This is a genomic window from Streptomyces sp. NPDC048718, from assembly GCF_043198875.1.
Lineage (GTDB): Bacteria > Actinomycetota > Actinomycetes > Streptomycetales > Streptomycetaceae > Streptomyces.
Genome location: NZ_JBICVG010000001.1, coordinates 226,287 through 244,051 on the forward strand (window position 1 = coordinate 226,287; position 17,765 = coordinate 244,051).

A 17,765-nucleotide genomic window follows, 5' to 3' on the forward strand; every position below is an offset into this window, starting at 1 on the left:
ACCCGCGGAGGTTTTGGACACGGCGCAGCAGACTCCCCTCGGATCACGTCGATCCCGTTGAAACGCCCCGCTAGACCCTGCCACACAATCGAACGGGCCGCACGGTGTTCACGCGCTCTCAGCGCGTGGGCGTCTTAGCGGCGCAATCGGGGCACAGGCCCTTGAAAACCACCTCGGCGTCACTGACCCGCCACTCCGGCAGGCTGCCGCGGGGCGGGGCGGGGGCGGTCGCCGTCACGTTCTCCACCCGGCCGCAGTACAGACACAGGGCGTGCTGGTGCGGCGGACCGGAGATCTCGAACACGGCGGGCATCCCGGGCCGGTCGAACTTGGTGACCAGACCCGTCTCCTGGAAGTGCCGGAGCATCTCGTACACGGCCTGGCTCGTCAGCGTCCCCAGATGCTCACGCGCGGTCGCGGTGATCGCCTCGACATCGAGATGGCCGCCGGCGGCGAGGACCGTGAGCACCTCCAGGCGCGGGCCGGTGACTCGCAGGCCGACATCGCGCAGGCGCTGGATCACCGCCTCGCGGCCCGTCAGGTCTTCCACGACTGCCATGTTCCCCGCCCACCTGGTCGGCCCAAACCTTTGTCGGCATCGTACCGCCCGGCTGCCTTGGCCGTCAGCGACTGTCTCAGTCGTCTGTCCGGCATACGAGCAGAACGCTCTCCGTCCGCTCGTCGATCCGATGCCGCCGCCGGCCCTCGATATGAAGACCGGCCGCGTGCAGATCCGCCGCCAGCCGGTCACCGTCCACGATCCACTTCTCGGTGCTCTGCACCACCCGCTGCGCCGACGCCTTTCCGGTCCGCGTCGAGTAGTACGTGATCCGCTCGCGCATCGACGACAGATCGAAGTCCTGCCGGGCCACCACCCACTCGTCGATCCCGTCGAACCGAGGTACCTGGAAAGCCCAGGTCCGGCGCGGTTCCGCGATCAGACCGGACACCAGATGCGACGTGTAGTCGAGCGCGAGCGCTCCGCCCGCCCCCAGATGCGAAGCGATCTCGCGCAGCAGCCGGGGCCGCGCGTGCGGCGCGACGGCGGAGACCATCGTGCCCGCGAGCAGCGCGAGCCGGTAGTCGCCCGCGAGCCGCAGCTCCGTGAGGTCCGACCTGGTGGTCACGATCAGCTCGGCGACCTGGGGGCCGATGCGCCGGGCCCAGTTCTCGAGGCGCTCCAGGGCGGGGCCGTCCCGGTCCACGGCCTCCACGGCGAAGCCGTGCCGGGCGAACGGGACGGCGAGCCGTCCCGCGCCGGAGCCGAGATCGAGAACAGGGCCGCCGATGGACCGGGCGAGACCGAGGAACCGGACGATGTCGGCGCTGTGCGGGCCGAGGAGCGCGTCGCGGAGCCAGACCGAATCCTCGTCGCCGGCGGCGACCGACTCCAGACCGGGAAGAGTGTCGGGAGACAGCCGGACGCCGGCGCCGGGGGCGGGCAGTTCGAGGGGGAGGGGGGTGGGGAGGTGCGGGTGGTGGAGGGCGGTGCGGTTCGGGTGGGGGGTCTGGTGTGAGCTCGGGTGGGGGCTCTGGTGCGGGTGAGCGGTCGGGGGCGGGCACTCGTATCGGGACGGCAGGACCGGCGTGAGTACCGCGGGCACGAGTGGCACGGCAGACACGACGGACAGGGAAGTGCCGCTTGATGTGTGCATCGCTCCTCCAGGGGCTCGCCGGTCCATGCCGTCCGAGCGGGGAACCCGTGCCGCCGGGATCACGCCGCTTGGACCATCGTGGACGGGGAGGGAAGGGGATTCCAGGGGAATCGAGGGGCGTGAACACGCGATGGCGTGTCTCTGCCAGGCGCGGGGCGCGGCGCGCTGCTGGGGGTGGCGTGGGTGCGGGCGCGCGGTGTGGGGGCGCGGTGTGGTGTGAGGCGCGGCGCGTGGTGGTGGGGTGAGGCGGTGGGAGCGCGGGTGCGGGGTGGTGCGCTGGGGGGTTCGTGGTGGGTGCGCGTGGGCCGGTCCGGGGGCTCGTGTTCTGCACTGCATGATTTACGGCGCGGAGCCCTTTGTAGTGCGTGAAGCGTTCTTTTTCCGCGCCACAAATCACGCTTTACGTTCCGAACACGACCCCCTCCCCGGCCCCCGCTCCCGTCCGTCTCGCGCGCACCACCCCGCCCCGCTGGGGTGGGAGGGGGAGGAGGGGCGTCCCTTGGTGTTCTGGTGGGAGGGGGTGGGGGAGGAGAGGCGGGTGGGGGTGGCTGTTGCGGGGTGCGGCTGAGGCTGAGGGGTTGCGGGGTAAGGGAAAGAAGGGGGATGGAGGGGGGAGGGTTGTTGTGGTCCCCCTCGGCTAGATCACTCGGCTCAGGCGGATCGCCGTCAGGCGGGTCGGCGGCAGCGGGGTGAAGCCCACGTGGGCGTAGAAGGGGAGGGCCGGGTCCTGGTCGCTGGCCAGGGTGACGCGTTGTTCCGTCGCGCCGAAGGCGCGCATGCGGGCGCTGGCCGCGGTGAGGAGGGCCTCGCCGATTCCGGTGCCTCGGGCGTCGGGGGTCACCGCGAGGGCGTAGACCTCGCCCTCGCCCGGGACCGGAACGCCACCGGCGACCACGCCGAGCAGCTCGTCGTCGGAGCCCGTGGCCACCAGCCAGCCGAGCCAGCCGGGGGCGCCGCCGGGAATTTCAATTTCGGCGCGGATGCGGGGAAGTGAGCATTGTGTGGAGACCAGGCGCCGGGTGGGGATTTCTCCGAGGATTTCGGTGTAGCTGTCCCGAATGGAGTCGGCGAGCAGTCTGGATATCTTCGTCGCCTCGGCGGCCTCCGCCCCTCGCACGTCGACCAGCTGCATTGGTTTTGTACCCTCCGACGTGCCGAGCCGAGCGCCAACTCCCCCACAATAGCCGGGAATTCGAGCAGGCGTGGCCGATGTCAAATCTACGAATTCCCTTAGTATTCAATTCGGGAACGAGCAGCACGCGATGATCAGGGGCGCCGCCGCGAGGGCCGCCGACGCGATCGTGAGCATCCCCCAGAGGATCGGGTGCCCGTTGCTGTGCGGGGCGAGGATGCGGCGCATGCGCAGGGCGGCCGAGGGGCCGCCCGCGCCGAACGCCTCGGTCGGGGCCTTTCCGGAGGCGAGCGCGTACAGCGCCGTCGCGAGGGCGTCGCGCGAGCAGCGGTGCAACGCCCGGTCGTCCGCGGCCATTTCGAGCAGCAGCGGTACGGCGGTGCGGCCGTGCCGGGCGAGCGGGAGGTGCGGGAAGATGGTCGCGAAGGACTCCACCGCCGCCACGAGCAGATGGTGCCGTCCCGCGATGTGCGCCCGCTCGTGCGCGAGCGCCGCGTCCAACTGCGGTGTGGTCAGGGTGTCGAGGGCACCGGAGGAGACCACGACCCGGCGTACCCGGCCCGGCAGGCAGTAGACGGCCGGGCGCCGGTGGTCCAGGACGGTGGCGCGCAGCGTCGCGTCGTACCGTCCGACCAGACTCAGTGCCCGCGCGTGCCGGAGCCGCTCCCGCCGGGCCCGGACGAGGGCGTGGGCGAAGGCGCCCAGCGGTACGGACGCGATGGCGAGCGCGACCGCCGCCGCCACGCCCTCCTGCGCGCCGAGTCGCGTCAGGGTGTCGGCGCGCGGGAGGCTGAAGGTGAACAGCGTGTCGCTCAACTGGTGTCCGGCATTGCTCGGCAGGATCAGTTGGGCGGGCAGCAGTGCCGCCGACCCGGCGAACAGCACTCCGCTCACCGCCCACACCGCGAGCGCCAGCCTCGGCACCTGCTGGGCCCAGCGGGCCCGGACGAGCAGCCAGGGCACCAGGAGTCCGGTGCACAGGACGAACGCGAGCGGGGGCAGGACGTGATGGTTCATCGTTCCTCGCCCGCTCCGCGCCGCGCGGAGCGCAAGGCCGCGTCGAGCGCTTCCATGTCCTCGTCGGAGATGGTCTCCACGAACCGCAGCAGCGCCGCCGGCCGGTCCAGGCTGTCGCCGAGCGCGTCCTGCATCAGCCCGGCGGTGTACTCCTCGCGGCTGCGGACCGGTTCGTACAACCAGGCCCGGCCGGTCTTCTCGCGGCGTAGCCAGCCCTTGCGGTGGAGGATGTCGGCGACGGTCATCACCGTCGTATAGGCGACCCGGCGCCCCCGATTGATGTCGTCGACGACCTCCCGGACCGTGGCCGGCCGCTGCCAGCTCCACAGTCGGTCCATGATCTCCGCCTCCAGCTCTCCCAGCCGGCGCACGCGCATCCCCTCCCGCTCCCGCTCACGGGCGGCTCATCGTAGGGCCGCCGAACCCGACCAGGTATACCCCCTGGGGGTACGATCAGGGAATGACTGCCCTCATGGAACGGCGCCCTTGCGCGAAGGTCTGTGTCCCTGGTCTGCCCGGTTCGGCGGAGCTTGTGCTCCTCCGGCAGGTGCTCGGTCTGTGTCTTCGGGTGAGTGTCAGGCTGGCGCTGGAGTGCCCGGGAAACAAGGGAAGTTGATGATCCGGTCCCTTCTCTGGCCAGTTCGGTGATCCGGGCGTCGGTGGTTCGCCGGCTGATTCACCGGCCGGCTCGGGATGTCGGGGTCGGCCGGCGGGTGCGGACCGGGTGTAGCGGATACGACAAGGGGCCGGGTTCCGGCGGAGATTCTCTCCGTCGGAACCCGGCCCCTATGCGTGGTGCGTGTGGTGCGGGCCGGTGCTGCCGGTCAGGTGCGGATCAGCCGGGCGATCGCCTTCGACGCCTCGCCGACTTTCTCCTTCGCCTGGTCCCCGCCGTGCTCGATGGCCTCGGTGACGCAGCAGCTCAGATGCTCGTCCAGGAGGGCCACCGCACAGGACTGAAGTGCCGCGTTGATGGCCGAGACCTGGGTCAGGACGTCGATGCAGTAGGTGTCCTCGTCGACCATCCGCTGCACCCCCCGGACCTGGCCCTCGATGCGGCGCAGGCGCCGGATGATGTCTTCCTTGTGCTGTACGTAACCGGCCACGGCGGCCTCCTTGTCGGGCAGTTACAGCAAGCGGTGGCGGACGGTCACTTGTCGGCTGACTGGAAGCCCCGCAGGCGGAGGCTGTTGCCGACCACGAAGACCGAGGAGAACGCCATCGCCGCGCCGGCGATCATCGGGTTGAGCAGTCCGGCCGCGGCGAGCGGCAGGGCGGCCACGTTGTAGGCGAAGGCCCAGAACAGGTTCGAGCGGATGGTGCCGAGCGTCTTGCGGGACAGCCGGATCGCGTCCGCCGCGGCGCGCAAGTCGCCTCGTACCAGCGTCAGATCGCCGGCCTCGATGGCGGCGTCCGTGCCGGTGCCCATCGCGAGACCCAGGTCGGCCTGGGCGAGCGCGGCGGCGTCGTTGACGCCGTCGCCGACCATGGCGACCGAACGGCCCTCGGCCTGAAGGCGCTTGACCACGTCGACCTTGTCCTGCGGCATGACCTCGGCGAAGACCTCGTCGATGCCGACCTCGGCGGCGACGGACTCGGCGACCGCCTTGTTGTCACCGGTGAGCAGGATCGGGGTGAGGCCGAGCGCGCGCAGCCGGCGGATGGCCTCGGTGCTGGTCTCCTTGATCGCGTCGGCGACCTCCAGGACCGCGCGGGCCTTGCCGTCCCACGCGACCGCGATGACGGTCTTGCCGGCCTTCTCGGCCGTCGCCTTGATCTCCTTGAGGGCGGTGGGGAGTTCCATCGCCCACTCTTCGAGCAGCTTCTCGCGGCCGACGAGGACGGCGTGGCCCTCGACGATGCCCTGGACACCGAGTCCGGGGATGTTGGCGAAGTCCTCGGGGGTGGGCAGGGTGCCGACCTTGGCGGCGGCGCCGGTGGCGACGGCCTGGGCGATCGGGTGCTCGGAGGAGTGCTCCAGGGCGCCGGCGAGACGCAGGACCTCGGTCTCGTCCTGACCGTCGGCGGTGTGCACCTTGATCAGGGTCATCCGGCCGGTGGTGACGGTGCCGGTCTTGTCCAGGACGATCGTGTCGACCTTGCGGGTGGTCTCCAGGACCTCGGGGCCCTTGATGAGGATGCCGAGCTGGGCGCCGCGGCCGGTGCCGACCATGAGGGCGGTCGGGGTGGCCAGGCCCAGGGCGCAGGGGCAGGCGATGATCAGGACGGCGACGGCGGCGGTGAAGGCCGAGGTCAGACCCTGACCGGTGCCCAGCCAGAAGCCGAGGGTGCCGAGCGCGAGGGCGATGACGACCGGGACGAAGACGGCGGAGATCTTGTCGGCGAGGCGCTGGGCGGCGGCCTTGCCGTTCTGGGCGTCCTCGACCAGCTTGGCCATGCGGGCCAGCTGGGTGTCGGAGCCGACGCGGGTGGCCTCGACGACCAGGCGGCCGCCGGCGTTCAGGGTGGCGCCGGTGACGGAGTCGCCGACCCCGACCTCGACGGGCACGGACTCGCCGGTGAGCATGGAGGCGTCGACGGCGGAGGAGCCCTCGACGACGGTGCCGTCGGTGGCGATCTTCTCGCCCGGGCGGACCAGGAAGCGGTCCCCGACCTGGAGTTCGGCGGTCGGCACGGTGACCTCGTGGCCGTCGCGCAGGACCGTGACCTCCTTGGCGCCCAGCTGCATCAGCGCCTTGAGCGCGGCGCCCGCCTTGCGCTTCGAGCGGGCCTCGAAGTAGCGGCCGGCCAGGATGAAGGTGGTGACGCCGGCCGCGGCCTCCAGGTAGATGTTCCCGGCGCCGTCGGTGCGGGCGATCGTGAACTCGAAGGGGTGCGTCATGCCGGGCGTGCCGGCCGTACCGAGGAACAGCGCCCACAGCGACCACAGGAACGCGGCGATCGTGCCGACCGAGATCAGCGTGTCCATCGTCGCGGCGCCGTGCTTGAGGTTCGTCCACGCGGCCTTGTGGAACGGCCAGGCGGCGTACGTGACGACCGGCGCGGCGAGCGTGAGGCTCAGCCACTGCCAGTAGTCGATCTGGAACAGCGGGACCATCGCCATCGCGATGACCGGCACGGTCAGCCAGACGGCGGTGGTCAGCCGCTGGCGCAGCGGCCGCAGCTCGGCTGCCGCCTCCTCTTCCTCGGACAGCCCCTCGCCGCCGTCCCCGCCCGCGCCGCCGGCCGGGCGCTCCGGCTGCGGCTCCTTGGCGGTGTAGCCGGTGGCCTCCACCGTCGCGATCAGGTCGTCGACCGGGATGTCGGCGGAGAAGGTGACCTTCGCCTTCTCGGTCGCGTAGTTGACGGTGGCCTCGACCCCGTCCATGCGGTTGAGCTTCTTCTCGATACGGGCCGCGCACGAGGCGCAGGTCATGCCGCCGATGGCGAGCTCGACCTGGGCTGTGCCCGGAGTGGTCGTGGTCATGAAACTGCTCCTCTTTCTGTGAGGCTCGGATGCCTCGGCGGCCCGCAGTGGAGACGTGCGGTTCGCGGGGTTCGGGGCCGGGGCCCGGGCGTGGTGGGCGAGCCCCGGCGGCCGGTGGTGCCGGCCGTGCCGGTCAGGCGCGGCCGGTCAGCTCGTAACCCGCGTCGTCGACCGCCGCGGCGATCGCGGCGTCGTTCGGCTCGCCGCCGGTGACGACGGTGACCTTGCCGGCGGTCACGTCGACGTCGACGGAGATGACGCCGTCGAGCGCGCTGACGGAGTTGGTGATGGCGGTACGGCAGTGACCGCAGGTCATGCCGGTGACCGCGTAGACGGTGCTGGTGCCCTCGGCGACCGCGGTGGCCGTCGTCGCGTCGGCGCCGGTCGAGCAGCTGTTGTCAGGGGTGCAGCAGGAACCCATGTCGTCCTCCGTGTCGGATGTTCGCCCCGGGGGGCTTCGATACCCTCGGGGGGTATCGCTTATGGGTTCATGTATACCCCCCGGTGGTATCCGACGCAAGTGGCCGAGGCGACTTGACTTGATACCCCCCAGGGGTATCGTGAGGTGCAGGGAAGGCAAGGAAGGAACGGGCGTGCCGCGGAAAGGACCGGCGCATCCGCGCCACCACCAGGTACGTACGTCCCTGACGTCGCCCGGGCCACCGAGGTCACGGGGTCACGAAGGTCAAGGTCGCGTACGCGTCCAGTACGGGAGAGCAGTCATGAACACCGGAGTGAAGATCACTGCCTTTGCCGCCGCGCTCGCCGCGACCTTCGGGACGGCGTACGGGGTCGGCAAGGGTGTCGGGCCGATCGGCGAGCCCGCGAAGGCGGAGCACAGCGGGCACACGGCCCAGGCCCCGGCCACGGGCGGGGAGAGCGCGCACGAGGGGCACGAGGGGGCCGGGGGCTCCAAGGGTTCCGAGGGTTCCAAGGGGGCCGCTTCCGGTGGCCACGCGGGGCACGGCCAGGAGGCGAACGCGCCGGCCGCCGGCGGTCTCACCGTCTCGGAGGACGGGTACACCCTCGCGCTCGGCGCGCCGACCACCAAGGCCGGCAAGAGCACGCTGAAGTTCTCCATCAAGGGCCCCGACGGCAAGAAGGTCACCGCCTTCACCAAGGAGCACGACAAGGAACTGCACTTCGTCGTCGCCTCGCGCGATCTGACCACCTACCACCACCTGCACCCGGTCAAGGCCGCCGACGGCTCCTGGACGGCGGACGCCGACCTGCCGGCCGCGGGCGCGTACAAGGTGTTCGCCGACTTCAAGCCCGCCGTGGCCGGTGCTAAGAACATCACCCTCGGCGCGGACCTGTCGGTGCCGGGCGCGTACACCCCGAAGGCCATGCCGGCCGTGAAGGCGACCGCCGACGTGGACGGCTATCAGGTCCGCCTCGGCGGCACCCTGGACCCGGGCAAGCCGGGCGACGTCAAGCTCACCGTCAGCAAGGCGGGCAAGCCCGTCACGAACCTGGATCCGTACCTCGGCGCCTACGGACACCTCGTCGCGTTCCGCGCCGGCGACCTCGCCTACCTGCACGTCCACCCGATGGGGAGCGGCCCCGGCCCGGACGTCTCCTTCATGGCGACCGCGCCGAGCGCCGGCACGTACCGGCTCTTCCTCGACTTCCAGCACGAGGGGAAGGTGCACACGGCGGCGTTCACGGTCCGTGCGGGGTCGTAGGGGCGGGCCGCGAGAGCCGGGTTCAGAGGCCGGGCCCCGTAAGGGCCGGGTCCCGCCCGGACAGTTCTTGGCCGCACGCGCGTCCGCCGCGACTCCCGGAGGGGTGTCGCGGCGGACGCGTTCCGCGTTCTAGGTGCGCGGCGTCGCAGTGTGGTTCATGTCCCGAGCGGGAGGCACACCGCGTAGACCGTGAACCCCTCGCCACCGGCGTTGAAGGAGGTGGTCGCGGTCCAGGTGTTGTTGCCGGAGGGGTAGCTGTCGCCGGCCCGGAAGCCGTTCGAGTAGGTACCCCCACCGGTGAGGGTGGTGCCCTCGGGACACTGCACGGAGCCCGTGAAGGCAGTTGCCGGGAAGTCCTGGGAGACGATCTGGGCCGGCCGGGTCGGGCCCGCCGGTCCGGGGGGTCCGGGCGGCCCGGGCGGCCCGGGGGGGCCGGGTTCGCCCGGCTCGGAGCAGCCGTAGCCGCAGGGCTGTCCGGCGCCGGTCGAGGCCGCCTGGGCGGTCGCGGTGAACGCGACCGTGAGGAGGGAGGCGGCCGCCACCGGCAGCCCCAGGCGGGCAATCCGCCTTTGGGTCGTTCGCTTCAACTTTTCTCCTAGCGGACTGGGGGGTGCGAGCGCGCGGCACGGAAACCGCCCTCGTAACCTCATGTAATCATTCGATTACACTTTCCGCCTCACGGTGACGCCACCGGGGGTATTCATGCCGCCTCCGGTGGTGATGCCTCTGGTGGTGCCTCTGGTTGGTGATGGGGTGATGCTTGCCGGCGTGCCGCCGCTTGTGTCGTCGGCGACCTGTCGACCGCAGGGTCTTAAGGCCCGGCCCCGGGGGGTCGTACGCGGTGTCGATCACGCGGCGAGGGGGCCGTTCGCACGATGCGGGCGGCCCCGCGCGCGGCTAGTCTGGTGACGGGGCATTGGACTAGACCTGTAGGCGTGGCCGTAGGTGTGGCCGCGACCGTGCGATCCGTGGAGGAATGGGCTCGATGAGCGACCGTGCAGTGCTGGAGGTGATCGCGCTCGACGAGGCCGACGCGGTCGCCGCCCAGGCCGGTGGGGCGGACCGCCTGGAACTGGTCACCGACATGGCGGCCGACGGACTCTCGCCGTCCCAGGCCGGATTCAAGGCGATCCGCGCGGCGGTCGACATCCCGCTGCGCGTGATGCTGCGGCTGACGGACGGCTTTTCGGCGGGCGACACCCGCCAGATGACCGACCTCGTACGGCGCGCCGTCGCGCTGCGGTCGGCCGGGGCCGACGAGTTCGTGCTCGGCTTCCTCACCCCCGACGGACAGCCCGACCTGGTCGCCGTGGAACGCCTGATCGCCGTCCTCGACGGCTGCCACTGGACGTTCCACCGCGCCATCGACCGCGCCGCCGACCGCGACGGCCTGCGCCGGCTGCTCGCGGACCTGCCCGGGCTCGACACCTACCTCACGGCGGGCGCCGCCACCGGCGTCGACGACGGCCTGGACGTCCTCGCGGCCGAGGCCGCGCGCACCGGCGAACCCGGCTACGAGCCGCGGATCCTCGTTGGCGGCGGCCTGCGCCTCGACCACCTGCCGCGGCTGCGCGCCGCGGGCCTCACCGCCTTCCACATCGGCGGCGCGGCCCGCCCGGACGGCTGGGCGGCACCGCTGTCGGAGGCGGCGGTACGGACCTGGCGCGAGGCGATCGACGCGTAGCCCGGGCCTTCGCGGGGGCGGCCTAGAGTTCCTGGTCATGAGCACTGTGAGCAGTTCGACCACGCTGATGATCGAAGCCGGCCCCGCCGCGCCGGATGCCCCGGTGACCCGGACGGGCGGTGTCCCCCTGGCCCCGGCGGGCACGGTGTGGCCGCACTGCGCGTCGTGCGAGGGGCCGATGACGTTCCTGGCCGAGGTGTTCCCGGAGGACGCCGACGGGTCGGGCGCGGGCCGGGCCGTCCTCGCCCTGTTCGCCTGCCGGAACGACCCGGGCATGTGCGAGGACTGGGACCCGTACGCGGGCGGCAACCGGGCCCTGCTGTTCGCGCGGGACGGGCTCGCGCCGCTGCCGGTGCCGGAGGCGGCGGGCGGGGCCGATGGTGAGGGGGCGTTCACGCTGGGCGCGGTCCGGACCGTGGCGCTGGAGCGGGTGCCGGGCGCCGACTACGACCAGGCCCGCGCGGCCTGGACGGGGGACGAGGAGGAGGGGAACGGGGAGGGCGCCGGGAAGCCCGCTGTCCTCGGGCAGTTGGGCGGACACCCGGCCTGGATCCAGGGCGACGAGACCCCCGCCTGCCCCACGTGCGCCCGCCCGATGCCCCTGGCCGTCCAGCTCGAAGAGGGGCCCGACCACCGCACGTCGATGAACTTCGGCGGCGGGGGCTGCGGTTACGCCTTCACCTGCGAACCGTGCGGCCAGGCGTTGTTCCTGTGGCAGTGCTGAAGCGGGGCTGACGTGGCGGGGGTGCCTGTGGGGGTGCGGGGCTCAGGGGTTGAGGAAGGTCTTCCGCCACTCCAGCGGTGACATCCTCAGCGCGGCCTCGGCCAACTCCCGTGCGGAGTCCGTCTTCAGGCTGCTGAGTGAGGTGTCGATCCAGTCCTGGACCAGGGTGTATCCCTGAGCCCGGTACTCCACGGCCTGCACCAGGCACTCCAGCTTGTCGGCGTCCCGCGCCACGACCGACTCGGGCGTCTCCTTCGCCTCGTACTCCGCGACCACCCGCCGCACCCCGTCCCGCACCGCGGGGTGCGCGGCGGACACCTGGTCCGCGGTGACGGTCTCGTTGGCGGCGGCATCGAGATAGCGGCGGCCGATGTGCGGGATGTCCCCGATTCGCGTCTCCTGCGTGTCGTGGAACAGACACAGCAGCGCGACCTTCGCGGGATCCACTCCCTCCATCATGGCCAGCACAGCCCCGACCACCCCCACACGGAACGAATGCTCCGCGATCGACTCGGGGTTGTTGTTGCCCGTGAACCACCAGCCGGTCCGCTTGGCGTTCTTGAGCACGCCCATCTCGAAGATGAAGCCGGCCGTGCCCTCGGCGTACGCGGTGTCGTCTGCCATGCGGTGACCTCCCAAGGCGCGTGCGATCACGGACAACCTAGTGTCCGCACCGCCGCCGCGGACCCGAATCGCCTTCGTGTCAGTCGAGTGCCGCCGTGTCAGTCGAGTACCGCGAGCGCGTCGAACAGTTCTCTTCCCTCGGGGGCGCGATGGCGCAGCAGCAGCCGTGATACATCGGGCGGACCGGCAGGGCTGGCGTGGCGCGGATGGGGGCATCGGTCAGCTCGCTCGCAGGAGCGGGCGACCGCGCTCGAAGATCCTCCGGGCATGCGCGTTTCCGAGGTGCGGGCGGAGGGCGGAGAGCATGACGCGTACGCGGTCGTCGCAGCGGCCGGACTGTACGTGGGGGTAGTCGTCCAGGACCCGGTCCCAGCCGGCGCAGGCCTCCTCCAGGTGCCCCGTCTCCAGCTTCCGTTCCGCGAGCATGGCGTTGTACCGGACCCGGGTGCGGCGGTACACCGGCTCCCTGAGCCGGTCGGCCAGCGTCAGCGAGGTGACCGCGCCGGTCGGGTCGCCGAGCTCGTAACGCACCTGTCCGATGTGGTAGTTGAGAGCCGACGGATCGTAGGAGCCGAACGCCTTCGCCCGCGATTCGGCCTGGTCCATCGCCGCCTCCGCCTCCTTGACGCGCCGCAGCGCGCCGATACGGTCCCCGGTCTGCGCGGCGGCGTGTGCCTGCTGCCCGGCGAGGAACGCGCGCATGCGCGGGCCCGCCTGCGGCGACGCGGCGGCGGCAGCGTCGGCGAGCCGCAGTGCGAGCGGGCCGTGGCCGAGGTCGACGGCCTGCACGCTCATCCCGCGCAGCGTGGTGCAGTACGTCAGATGGTCGCCCGCCGCACCGGCCAGTTCGAGAGCCTTGATGTAGTAGCGCTGGGCGAGACCGTCCTCGCGCTCGTCCATCGCCATGTACCCGGTCAGATAGCAGTGGTCGGCGGCAGCCGACCGCAGGGCGTTCCTCACCTCCTCGGAGGCTGTGGCCCGCAGCGCGGGGACGATCGTGTTCACCAGGAAGGCGGCCGCCATCGGCCGGGCCATCCGGCCGCCGAACCGGTCGTCGAGATCACTGACGTGCTCGGTCATGGCGGCGATCGCCTCGACCTCGGCCCGCCCGATCCGTGTGTACGGGTCGGCACGGATCTTCTCCAGACGGTCCCGCACGTCCGGCCATCCCGGCACGGCAGCTGCCGCGGAGAAGAGCCCTGCGCCCAGCACGCCCCGGCGTGAGGGATCCATGTCCGCACTTCCGAGATCCGCCAGCCCGACTACTGTGTCCGGTGCCTCGCCGGACGGGTCGGGCGTCTTCGTGAAGCCCGCCGCGTGCGCGCTGACGGGCCGGCCGAGCTTCCGGGAGAGGGCTTCCAGGATCAGTGGCCGCACGGCCTTCCTCGGCATGCTCCCGGCGAGCCAGTGCGGCACGGCGGACTCGTCGTACCGGAACGGGAAGCCGACCTCGGCCCCCACGCGTTCGATCGCACGTATGAACTGCCCGCGTGACCAGCCCGTTTCATCGAAGAGTGTCGCCAAGGCGCGGTTCGGAGTGCGTGTCGGCATGGCTGCCTCCTGAACTTTCACGGCTTTCACGGGCCCGTGCTTCTTCAACCGTACTCACACTCGGTGCCGATCGGTTGACTGAACATCACCCACCCGAACGGGAGTCGACGCATGAATACCTCGGAAGAAGTACCTCGCCGGTCTGTGACCGAATCGAGGGATTCCGCCCCTGCGGAGGTATCGCCCCCGGGTGCTCCAAGTCGTGAGCTGCGCGTCCGGGCCGCCGCCGGGTGGGAGCGGTTCGTGAGCCGGGCCGGGGCGACGGGGCTGTATCCGGTCGCGGCGGACGGCTATGAACAGCATCCGCTGCTGCGCACGCGGGTGCGGGACACCGCCAGTGGCGCCGAGGGTGAGCTGACCGCCGTCAGGCATGAACTGCACGGTGACGGACGGGTGGTGCGCATCGCGTACATCCGCGCGGCGAACGGCATCGAGTGGACGGCGGCGGCCGACAACGTCCAGGCCGCGTACTGAGCCCCTGCTCCGTCCGACGTGGGACAACTGGAGCAAGAAGTCCTGACCCAGTCGATGGGGCGATCTTTCCGCCGAGGCGGGGAGATCGCCCCATCACCTCGAAAGGAGTGCCATGGTCGCTCGTACCTTCGGCCGTCTGACCGTCACGACGCCCGACCTGGACGAGCCGGGGCTCTACCTCGCGGCCGTCGCGTCGCTGGACAGCCCCCGGGGGATCGTCCAGGACTTCGTCTACGGGGATGCGGAGCTGCGCGCCCTCGACCTGGCGGATGCCCGACTCGTCACCGGGCGGGTGCGGGGCCTGAGCGCGGCGCGCGTGGGGTTCGAGGCGGTGAATCTGCACGAAGTGGAGATCGCTGACAGCGAGTTGGACGGGGTGCGGTGGAACGGGGGCAAGCTGACCCGTGTTCTCGTGCGGGACTGCAGGCTCCTCGGGGCGGCGCTGGACGGGCTGGTGCTGGACGACGTGCTGTTCGAGCGATGCAGGTTCGACTACGCGACCTTCGACCGGGTGCGGGCCGCCGGGCCCGTCGTCTTCCGTGAATGTGTCCTCACTGAGGCCGAGTTCGCCGACTGTGATCTGTCGAATGTCGTGTTCTCCGCGTGCACCCTGCGGCTCACCGCGTTCGGGTCCGGGCGCTACCAGGACGCCGACCTGCGCGGGAACGACCTCTCGGCCCTGCGCGGTGTCGCGCATCTCGCCCGGGTGCGGATCGGACCCGAGCAGTGCGGCGCGCTCGCCGAGGCGCTGGTCGGTGAGCTGCGGATCTCGGTGGGGGAGGAGTGAGGAAGGACGCGGCGGCCGGGTGCGAGGAATCGCGTGACGGCGGGGGCGTGCGTCCGTAGCCTGCGGAGGGAGGAGACCGGAGAGGAGTCCGTCGTGACCACCGCATTGATCATCGGCGACATTCAGCGGGGAATCACGGGGAGTTACCCGTTCGCCCAGCGTGTCGTGCCGACGCTCGCCGAGCTGCTGCCGAGGGCGCGGGTGGCCGGGGTCCTGGTCGTCTTCGTGCACTTCGCGATGCGGGGCAACGGGGCCGATCTGCCGCCGGAGAACGAGCTGTACCGGATGTTCCACGCCGCCGGGGACGCCTTCCACGACGGGTCGGCCGGGACGGAGATCGCGCTCCCGGTCGCGAAGGAGGACGTCGTCGTCGCGAAGCGCCGTGCCGGCGCGTTCGCCGGCACGGATCTCGACCTCGTGCTCCGTTCGCGGGGTGTCACCTCGCTCGTCGTCGCCGGCGTCGCGACCGGCGCTATGGTGGCCGCCACCTGCTACGACGCGGCGGACCGGGGCTACCGGCTGACGGTGCTCCGCGACGGCTGCGGCGACGGCGACCCGGCCGTGCACGACTTCTTCATGGACGTCGTCTTCCCCAGCCGGGGGATCGAGGTCGCGACCTGCGCCGAGTGGCTCGGGGAGATCGTCTGAAGCCGGGCCCCAATCCTGACCGGGACCGCCCCAATCCTGACCGGGACCGCCCCGCCCTGACCGGGACCGCCCCGCCCCGACCGGGCCCGCCCCGCGCCGCTCCGATCAAGCCCGCCCTGATCGGCTCGGCCCGCGCGCACCATCACCGCGAGGCAGGCCGCTCCGCCGGTCCCGTTACGCCAACTGCTCCGGCAGATCCGAGAGATGGACGATCGTCAGGCCGGACACCGCACGCGTCAGGGCCACATACAGGCGCCGCAGACCGGTCCGCTCGTCCGGCTCGCCGTCCACCACGGCCGCCGGCTCGTCGAGGACCACGTAGTCGTACTCCAGACCCTTCGCGAGCGACGCCGGTACGAGCGTCAGCCGCGACTCGGCCGTGGTCTCCTCGCCGGGGGAGAGGTACGCGAGCCCCGCCGCCTCCAGCGACTCCGCGAGCGGCGCGATGCGCGCGTCGGCGGCGATCAGGCCGATCGAGCCCTCGTGCGCCAGTGCCTCGACACACGCCGCGACGACCGCCGCGTCCCGCTCCTCGCCGTCGACCCGCCGTACGGCCAGCGAGCCCGGGTTCTCACGGACCGACTCCACCGGAGCGAGCCCCGGCGACATGTGCGGCAGCAGCCGCGACGCGTACGCGATCACCTCGCGCGGCACACGGAAACCGGCCGTCAGCTCCTCCACGATCGCCTCCGGCTTGCCCAGATGCTTCAGCGCCTCCGCCCAACTCTCCGTCGCCCAGGGAGTGGTGCCCTGCGCGAGGTCGCCGAGGACCGTCGCCGAACCCGTCGAGCAGCGCCGCCCCACCGCCCGGTACTGCATCGGCGACAGATCCTGCGCCTCGTCGAGGACGACATGGCCGAGCGAATGCGTCCGCTCCACCAGGTCCCGCGCCTCGTCGATCAACACCGCGTCCCCGGCGGACCACTTGGCCGTCTTGACGCTGCGCGCGGGCTTCGCCCACAGCAGCGCCTTCTGCTCGTCCTCGTCGAGGATCCCGTCCGCGTGCTCGGCCAGGAACGCCGGTTCGCTCAGCAGCCGCAGCACCAGCTTCGCCGGATCGATGGCCGGCCAGCACTCCTTCACGACCGCCTTGACCGCCGTGTTGCGCGCGACCGCGTTCTGCACCCGGTCGTCGGGCGCCTCGCCCGCCTGCTCCATCCGGACCAGGACCGCGTGCGCGATCCGCTGCGGCAGCGCCTCGCGGGCCGCCCCGTACCGGATGTCGCGGTCCTTCAACTCCCGGACCATTTCCTCCAGTTCGTATGCCGGCACCCGCCACCGCCGCGAACCGCGCACCACCATCAGCGGCTCCGTCGGCACCTTCACGTGCGACCACACCGCGCGCCGCAGCACCTCCGCCATCCGGGCGTCGCCCTTGACGACGGCGGTCGGCGCCTCGTCCACACTCCGTACCTCGACGTGCGCGACCAGGTCGTCCACCGTCGCCTGCCGTACCTCCAACTCGCCGAGTGCGGGCAGCACCTGCTCGATGTAGTGGAGGAAGGAACGGTTCGGCCCGATCACCAGCGTGCCGGTCCGGGCCAGCCGCTCCCGGTGCGCGTACAGCAGGTACGCGACACGGTGCAGACCGACGGCCGTCTTACCGGTACCGGGACCTCCCTGCACGCACACCGTGCCCGACAGATCGGAGCGGACGATCTCGTCCTGCTCGGGCTGGATGGTGGCCACGATGTCGCGCATCGGACCGACGCGCGGCCGCTCGATCTCCGCCTGGAGCAGACGGCTGGTGTGTTCCAGCTCCGCCGGGTCGGACAGGTGCTCGTCCTCGTACGCGGTCAGGTCGCCGCCCGTGTAGCCGAAGCGGCGGCGCAGCCCGACGTCCTGCGGATCCCGCTTCGACGCCCGGTAGAACGGCTGCGACACCGGCGCACGCCAGTCGATCACCATCGGGTCGCCCGCCGCGTCGTGCACATGGCGGCGGCCGATGTAGAAACGCTGCCCCTCCTGCGTGGTGTGCAGGTAGTCGAGCCGGCCGAAGAAGAGCGGCGTGTCCGAGAGATCGGCGAGCGCCTTGATGCGCTCCTCGATCTGGGCGGTGAGGATGAGCGAGTTGACCCAGTTCGCGGTGACGTCGCGGATGTCGAGCGACTCCGCCTCCTCGCGCATCGCGCGCAGCGCGGCGCGGGACGCGGCGAGGTGGGCGCGCTCGCGGGCGAGCGGGTCGGACATCGGGTCGGACATCGGGTCGGAATCGGTGGGGGACACGGACACGGACACGGTGCTGCCTCCGGGCAGGGGTACGCGGACACGTCGAGTGGCCGCCGGTTTCCGACCGGACGGCGGCGCGCTCCTCACACGGTCCGCGGAAGGGACCGGGCGGGAGGCGGGGAAGCTGG

General features: G+C 71.6%; 18 protein-coding genes. 6 read left to right on the forward strand and 12 right to left on the reverse strand.

Going from position 1 to position 17,765, the window contains the following annotated elements; genetic code table 11:
• Window positions 1–118 precede the first annotated feature (118 nt).
• The 8 genes from ACGFRB_RS01100 to ACGFRB_RS01135 form a co-directional block, all read right to left on the reverse strand.
• Window positions 119–559: a transcriptional repressor gene (locus ACGFRB_RS01100; protein WP_363002183.1), complete on the reverse strand. Its 441-nt coding sequence runs from the start codon at window positions 557–559 to the stop codon at window positions 119–121.
• A gap of 76 nt (window positions 560–635) precedes the next feature.
• On the reverse strand, window positions 636–1,622 hold the full coding sequence (locus tag ACGFRB_RS01105; protein WP_363002185.1) for a class I SAM-dependent methyltransferase: 987 nt from the start codon (window positions 1,620–1,622) through the stop codon (window positions 636–638).
• A gap of 670 nt (window positions 1,623–2,292) precedes the next feature.
• Complete coding sequence (locus ACGFRB_RS01110; protein WP_393237350.1) at window positions 2,293–2,787, reverse strand: GNAT family N-acetyltransferase; 495 nt, start codon at window positions 2,785–2,787, stop codon at window positions 2,293–2,295.
• Between the two features lie 105 nt (window positions 2,788–2,892).
• On the reverse strand, window positions 2,893–3,804 hold the full coding sequence (locus ACGFRB_RS01115) for a M56 family metallopeptidase (RefSeq protein ID WP_393237353.1): 912 nt from the start codon (window positions 3,802–3,804) through the stop codon (window positions 2,893–2,895).
• Window positions 3,801–4,175: a BlaI/MecI/CopY family transcriptional regulator gene (locus ACGFRB_RS01120; protein WP_363002191.1), complete on the reverse strand. Its 375-nt coding sequence runs from the start codon at window positions 4,173–4,175 to the stop codon at window positions 3,801–3,803. Before ACGFRB_RS01120 ends, ACGFRB_RS01115 begins: the two co-directional genes overlap by 4 nt.
• Before the next feature lie 453 nt (window positions 4,176–4,628).
• On the reverse strand, window positions 4,629–4,910 hold the full coding sequence (locus ACGFRB_RS01125; RefSeq protein ID WP_361226498.1) for a metal-sensitive transcriptional regulator: 282 nt from the start codon (window positions 4,908–4,910) through the stop codon (window positions 4,629–4,631).
• A gap of 44 nt (window positions 4,911–4,954) precedes the next feature.
• Window positions 4,955–7,231 (reverse strand): heavy metal translocating P-type ATPase, encoded by a 2,277-nt coding sequence (locus ACGFRB_RS01130; RefSeq protein ID WP_393237357.1) that lies wholly within the window; start codon window positions 7,229–7,231, stop codon window positions 4,955–4,957.
• Window positions 7,232–7,364: 133 nt separating this feature from the next.
• Window positions 7,365–7,652, reverse strand: a complete 288-nt coding sequence (locus tag ACGFRB_RS01135; protein ID WP_393237360.1) for a heavy-metal-associated domain-containing protein — start codon at window positions 7,650–7,652, stop codon at window positions 7,365–7,367.
• A 301-nt stretch (window positions 7,653–7,953) separates the two neighbouring features.
• On the opposite strand from ACGFRB_RS01135, the gene ACGFRB_RS01140 reads away from it, so the two are divergent.
• Window positions 7,954–8,916 (forward strand): hypothetical protein, encoded by a 963-nt coding sequence (locus ACGFRB_RS01140; protein ID WP_393237363.1) that lies wholly within the window; start codon window positions 7,954–7,956, stop codon window positions 8,914–8,916.
• A gap of 155 nt (window positions 8,917–9,071) precedes the next feature.
• On the opposite strand, the gene ACGFRB_RS01145 is transcribed toward ACGFRB_RS01140, so the two are convergent.
• Entirely contained in the window at window positions 9,072–9,503 is a 432-nt protein-coding gene (locus ACGFRB_RS01145; RefSeq protein ID WP_393237366.1) for a hypothetical protein, read from the reverse strand.
• A 398-nt stretch (window positions 9,504–9,901) separates the two neighbouring features.
• Between ACGFRB_RS01145 and ACGFRB_RS01150 the strand changes: the two genes are divergently transcribed.
• Both ACGFRB_RS01150 and ACGFRB_RS01155 read left to right on the forward strand, forming a co-directional pair.
• Complete coding sequence (locus ACGFRB_RS01150) at window positions 9,902–10,600, forward strand: copper homeostasis protein CutC (protein WP_363002202.1); 699 nt, start codon at window positions 9,902–9,904, stop codon at window positions 10,598–10,600.
• 37 nt (window positions 10,601–10,637) lie between these two features.
• Window positions 10,638–11,324, forward strand: coding sequence for a hypothetical protein (locus tag ACGFRB_RS01155; protein WP_393237368.1), 687 nt, complete (start codon window positions 10,638–10,640; stop codon window positions 11,322–11,324).
• Between the two features lie 42 nt (window positions 11,325–11,366).
• Here ACGFRB_RS01155 and ACGFRB_RS01160 read toward each other — a convergent pair whose 3' ends face one another.
• Complete coding sequence (locus ACGFRB_RS01160) at window positions 11,367–11,948, reverse strand: HD domain-containing protein (RefSeq protein WP_363002206.1); 582 nt, start codon at window positions 11,946–11,948, stop codon at window positions 11,367–11,369.
• A 219-nt stretch (window positions 11,949–12,167) separates the two neighbouring features.
• Window positions 12,168–13,499 carry a tol-pal system YbgF family protein gene (locus ACGFRB_RS01165; protein ID WP_393237371.1) on the reverse strand — a complete coding sequence of 444 codons (1,332 nt, stop codon included), beginning with the start codon at window positions 13,497–13,499 and terminating at the stop codon, window positions 12,168–12,170.
• A 243-nt stretch (window positions 13,500–13,742) separates the two neighbouring features.
• Here ACGFRB_RS01165 and ACGFRB_RS01170 point away from each other — a divergent pair, with 243 nt between their 5' ends.
• From ACGFRB_RS01170 to ACGFRB_RS01180, 3 genes are all read left to right on the forward strand, one after another.
• Complete coding sequence (locus ACGFRB_RS01170) at window positions 13,743–13,973, forward strand: hypothetical protein (RefSeq protein ID WP_393237374.1); 231 nt, start codon at window positions 13,743–13,745, stop codon at window positions 13,971–13,973.
• 112 nt (window positions 13,974–14,085) lie between these two features.
• Window positions 14,086–14,760 carry a pentapeptide repeat-containing protein gene (locus ACGFRB_RS01175; protein WP_363002212.1) on the forward strand — a complete coding sequence of 225 codons (675 nt, stop codon included), beginning with the start codon at window positions 14,086–14,088 and terminating at the stop codon, window positions 14,758–14,760.
• A gap of 93 nt (window positions 14,761–14,853) precedes the next feature.
• Window positions 14,854–15,408, forward strand: a complete 555-nt coding sequence (locus ACGFRB_RS01180) for an isochorismatase family cysteine hydrolase (protein WP_363002214.1) — start codon at window positions 14,854–14,856, stop codon at window positions 15,406–15,408.
• A 174-nt stretch (window positions 15,409–15,582) separates the two neighbouring features.
• Here ACGFRB_RS01180 and ACGFRB_RS01185 read toward each other — a convergent pair whose 3' ends face one another.
• Window positions 15,583–17,610: a HelD family protein gene (locus ACGFRB_RS01185; RefSeq protein WP_393238188.1), complete on the reverse strand. Its 2,028-nt coding sequence runs from the start codon at window positions 17,608–17,610 to the stop codon at window positions 15,583–15,585.
• Between the last annotated feature and the right edge of the window lie 155 nt (window positions 17,611–17,765).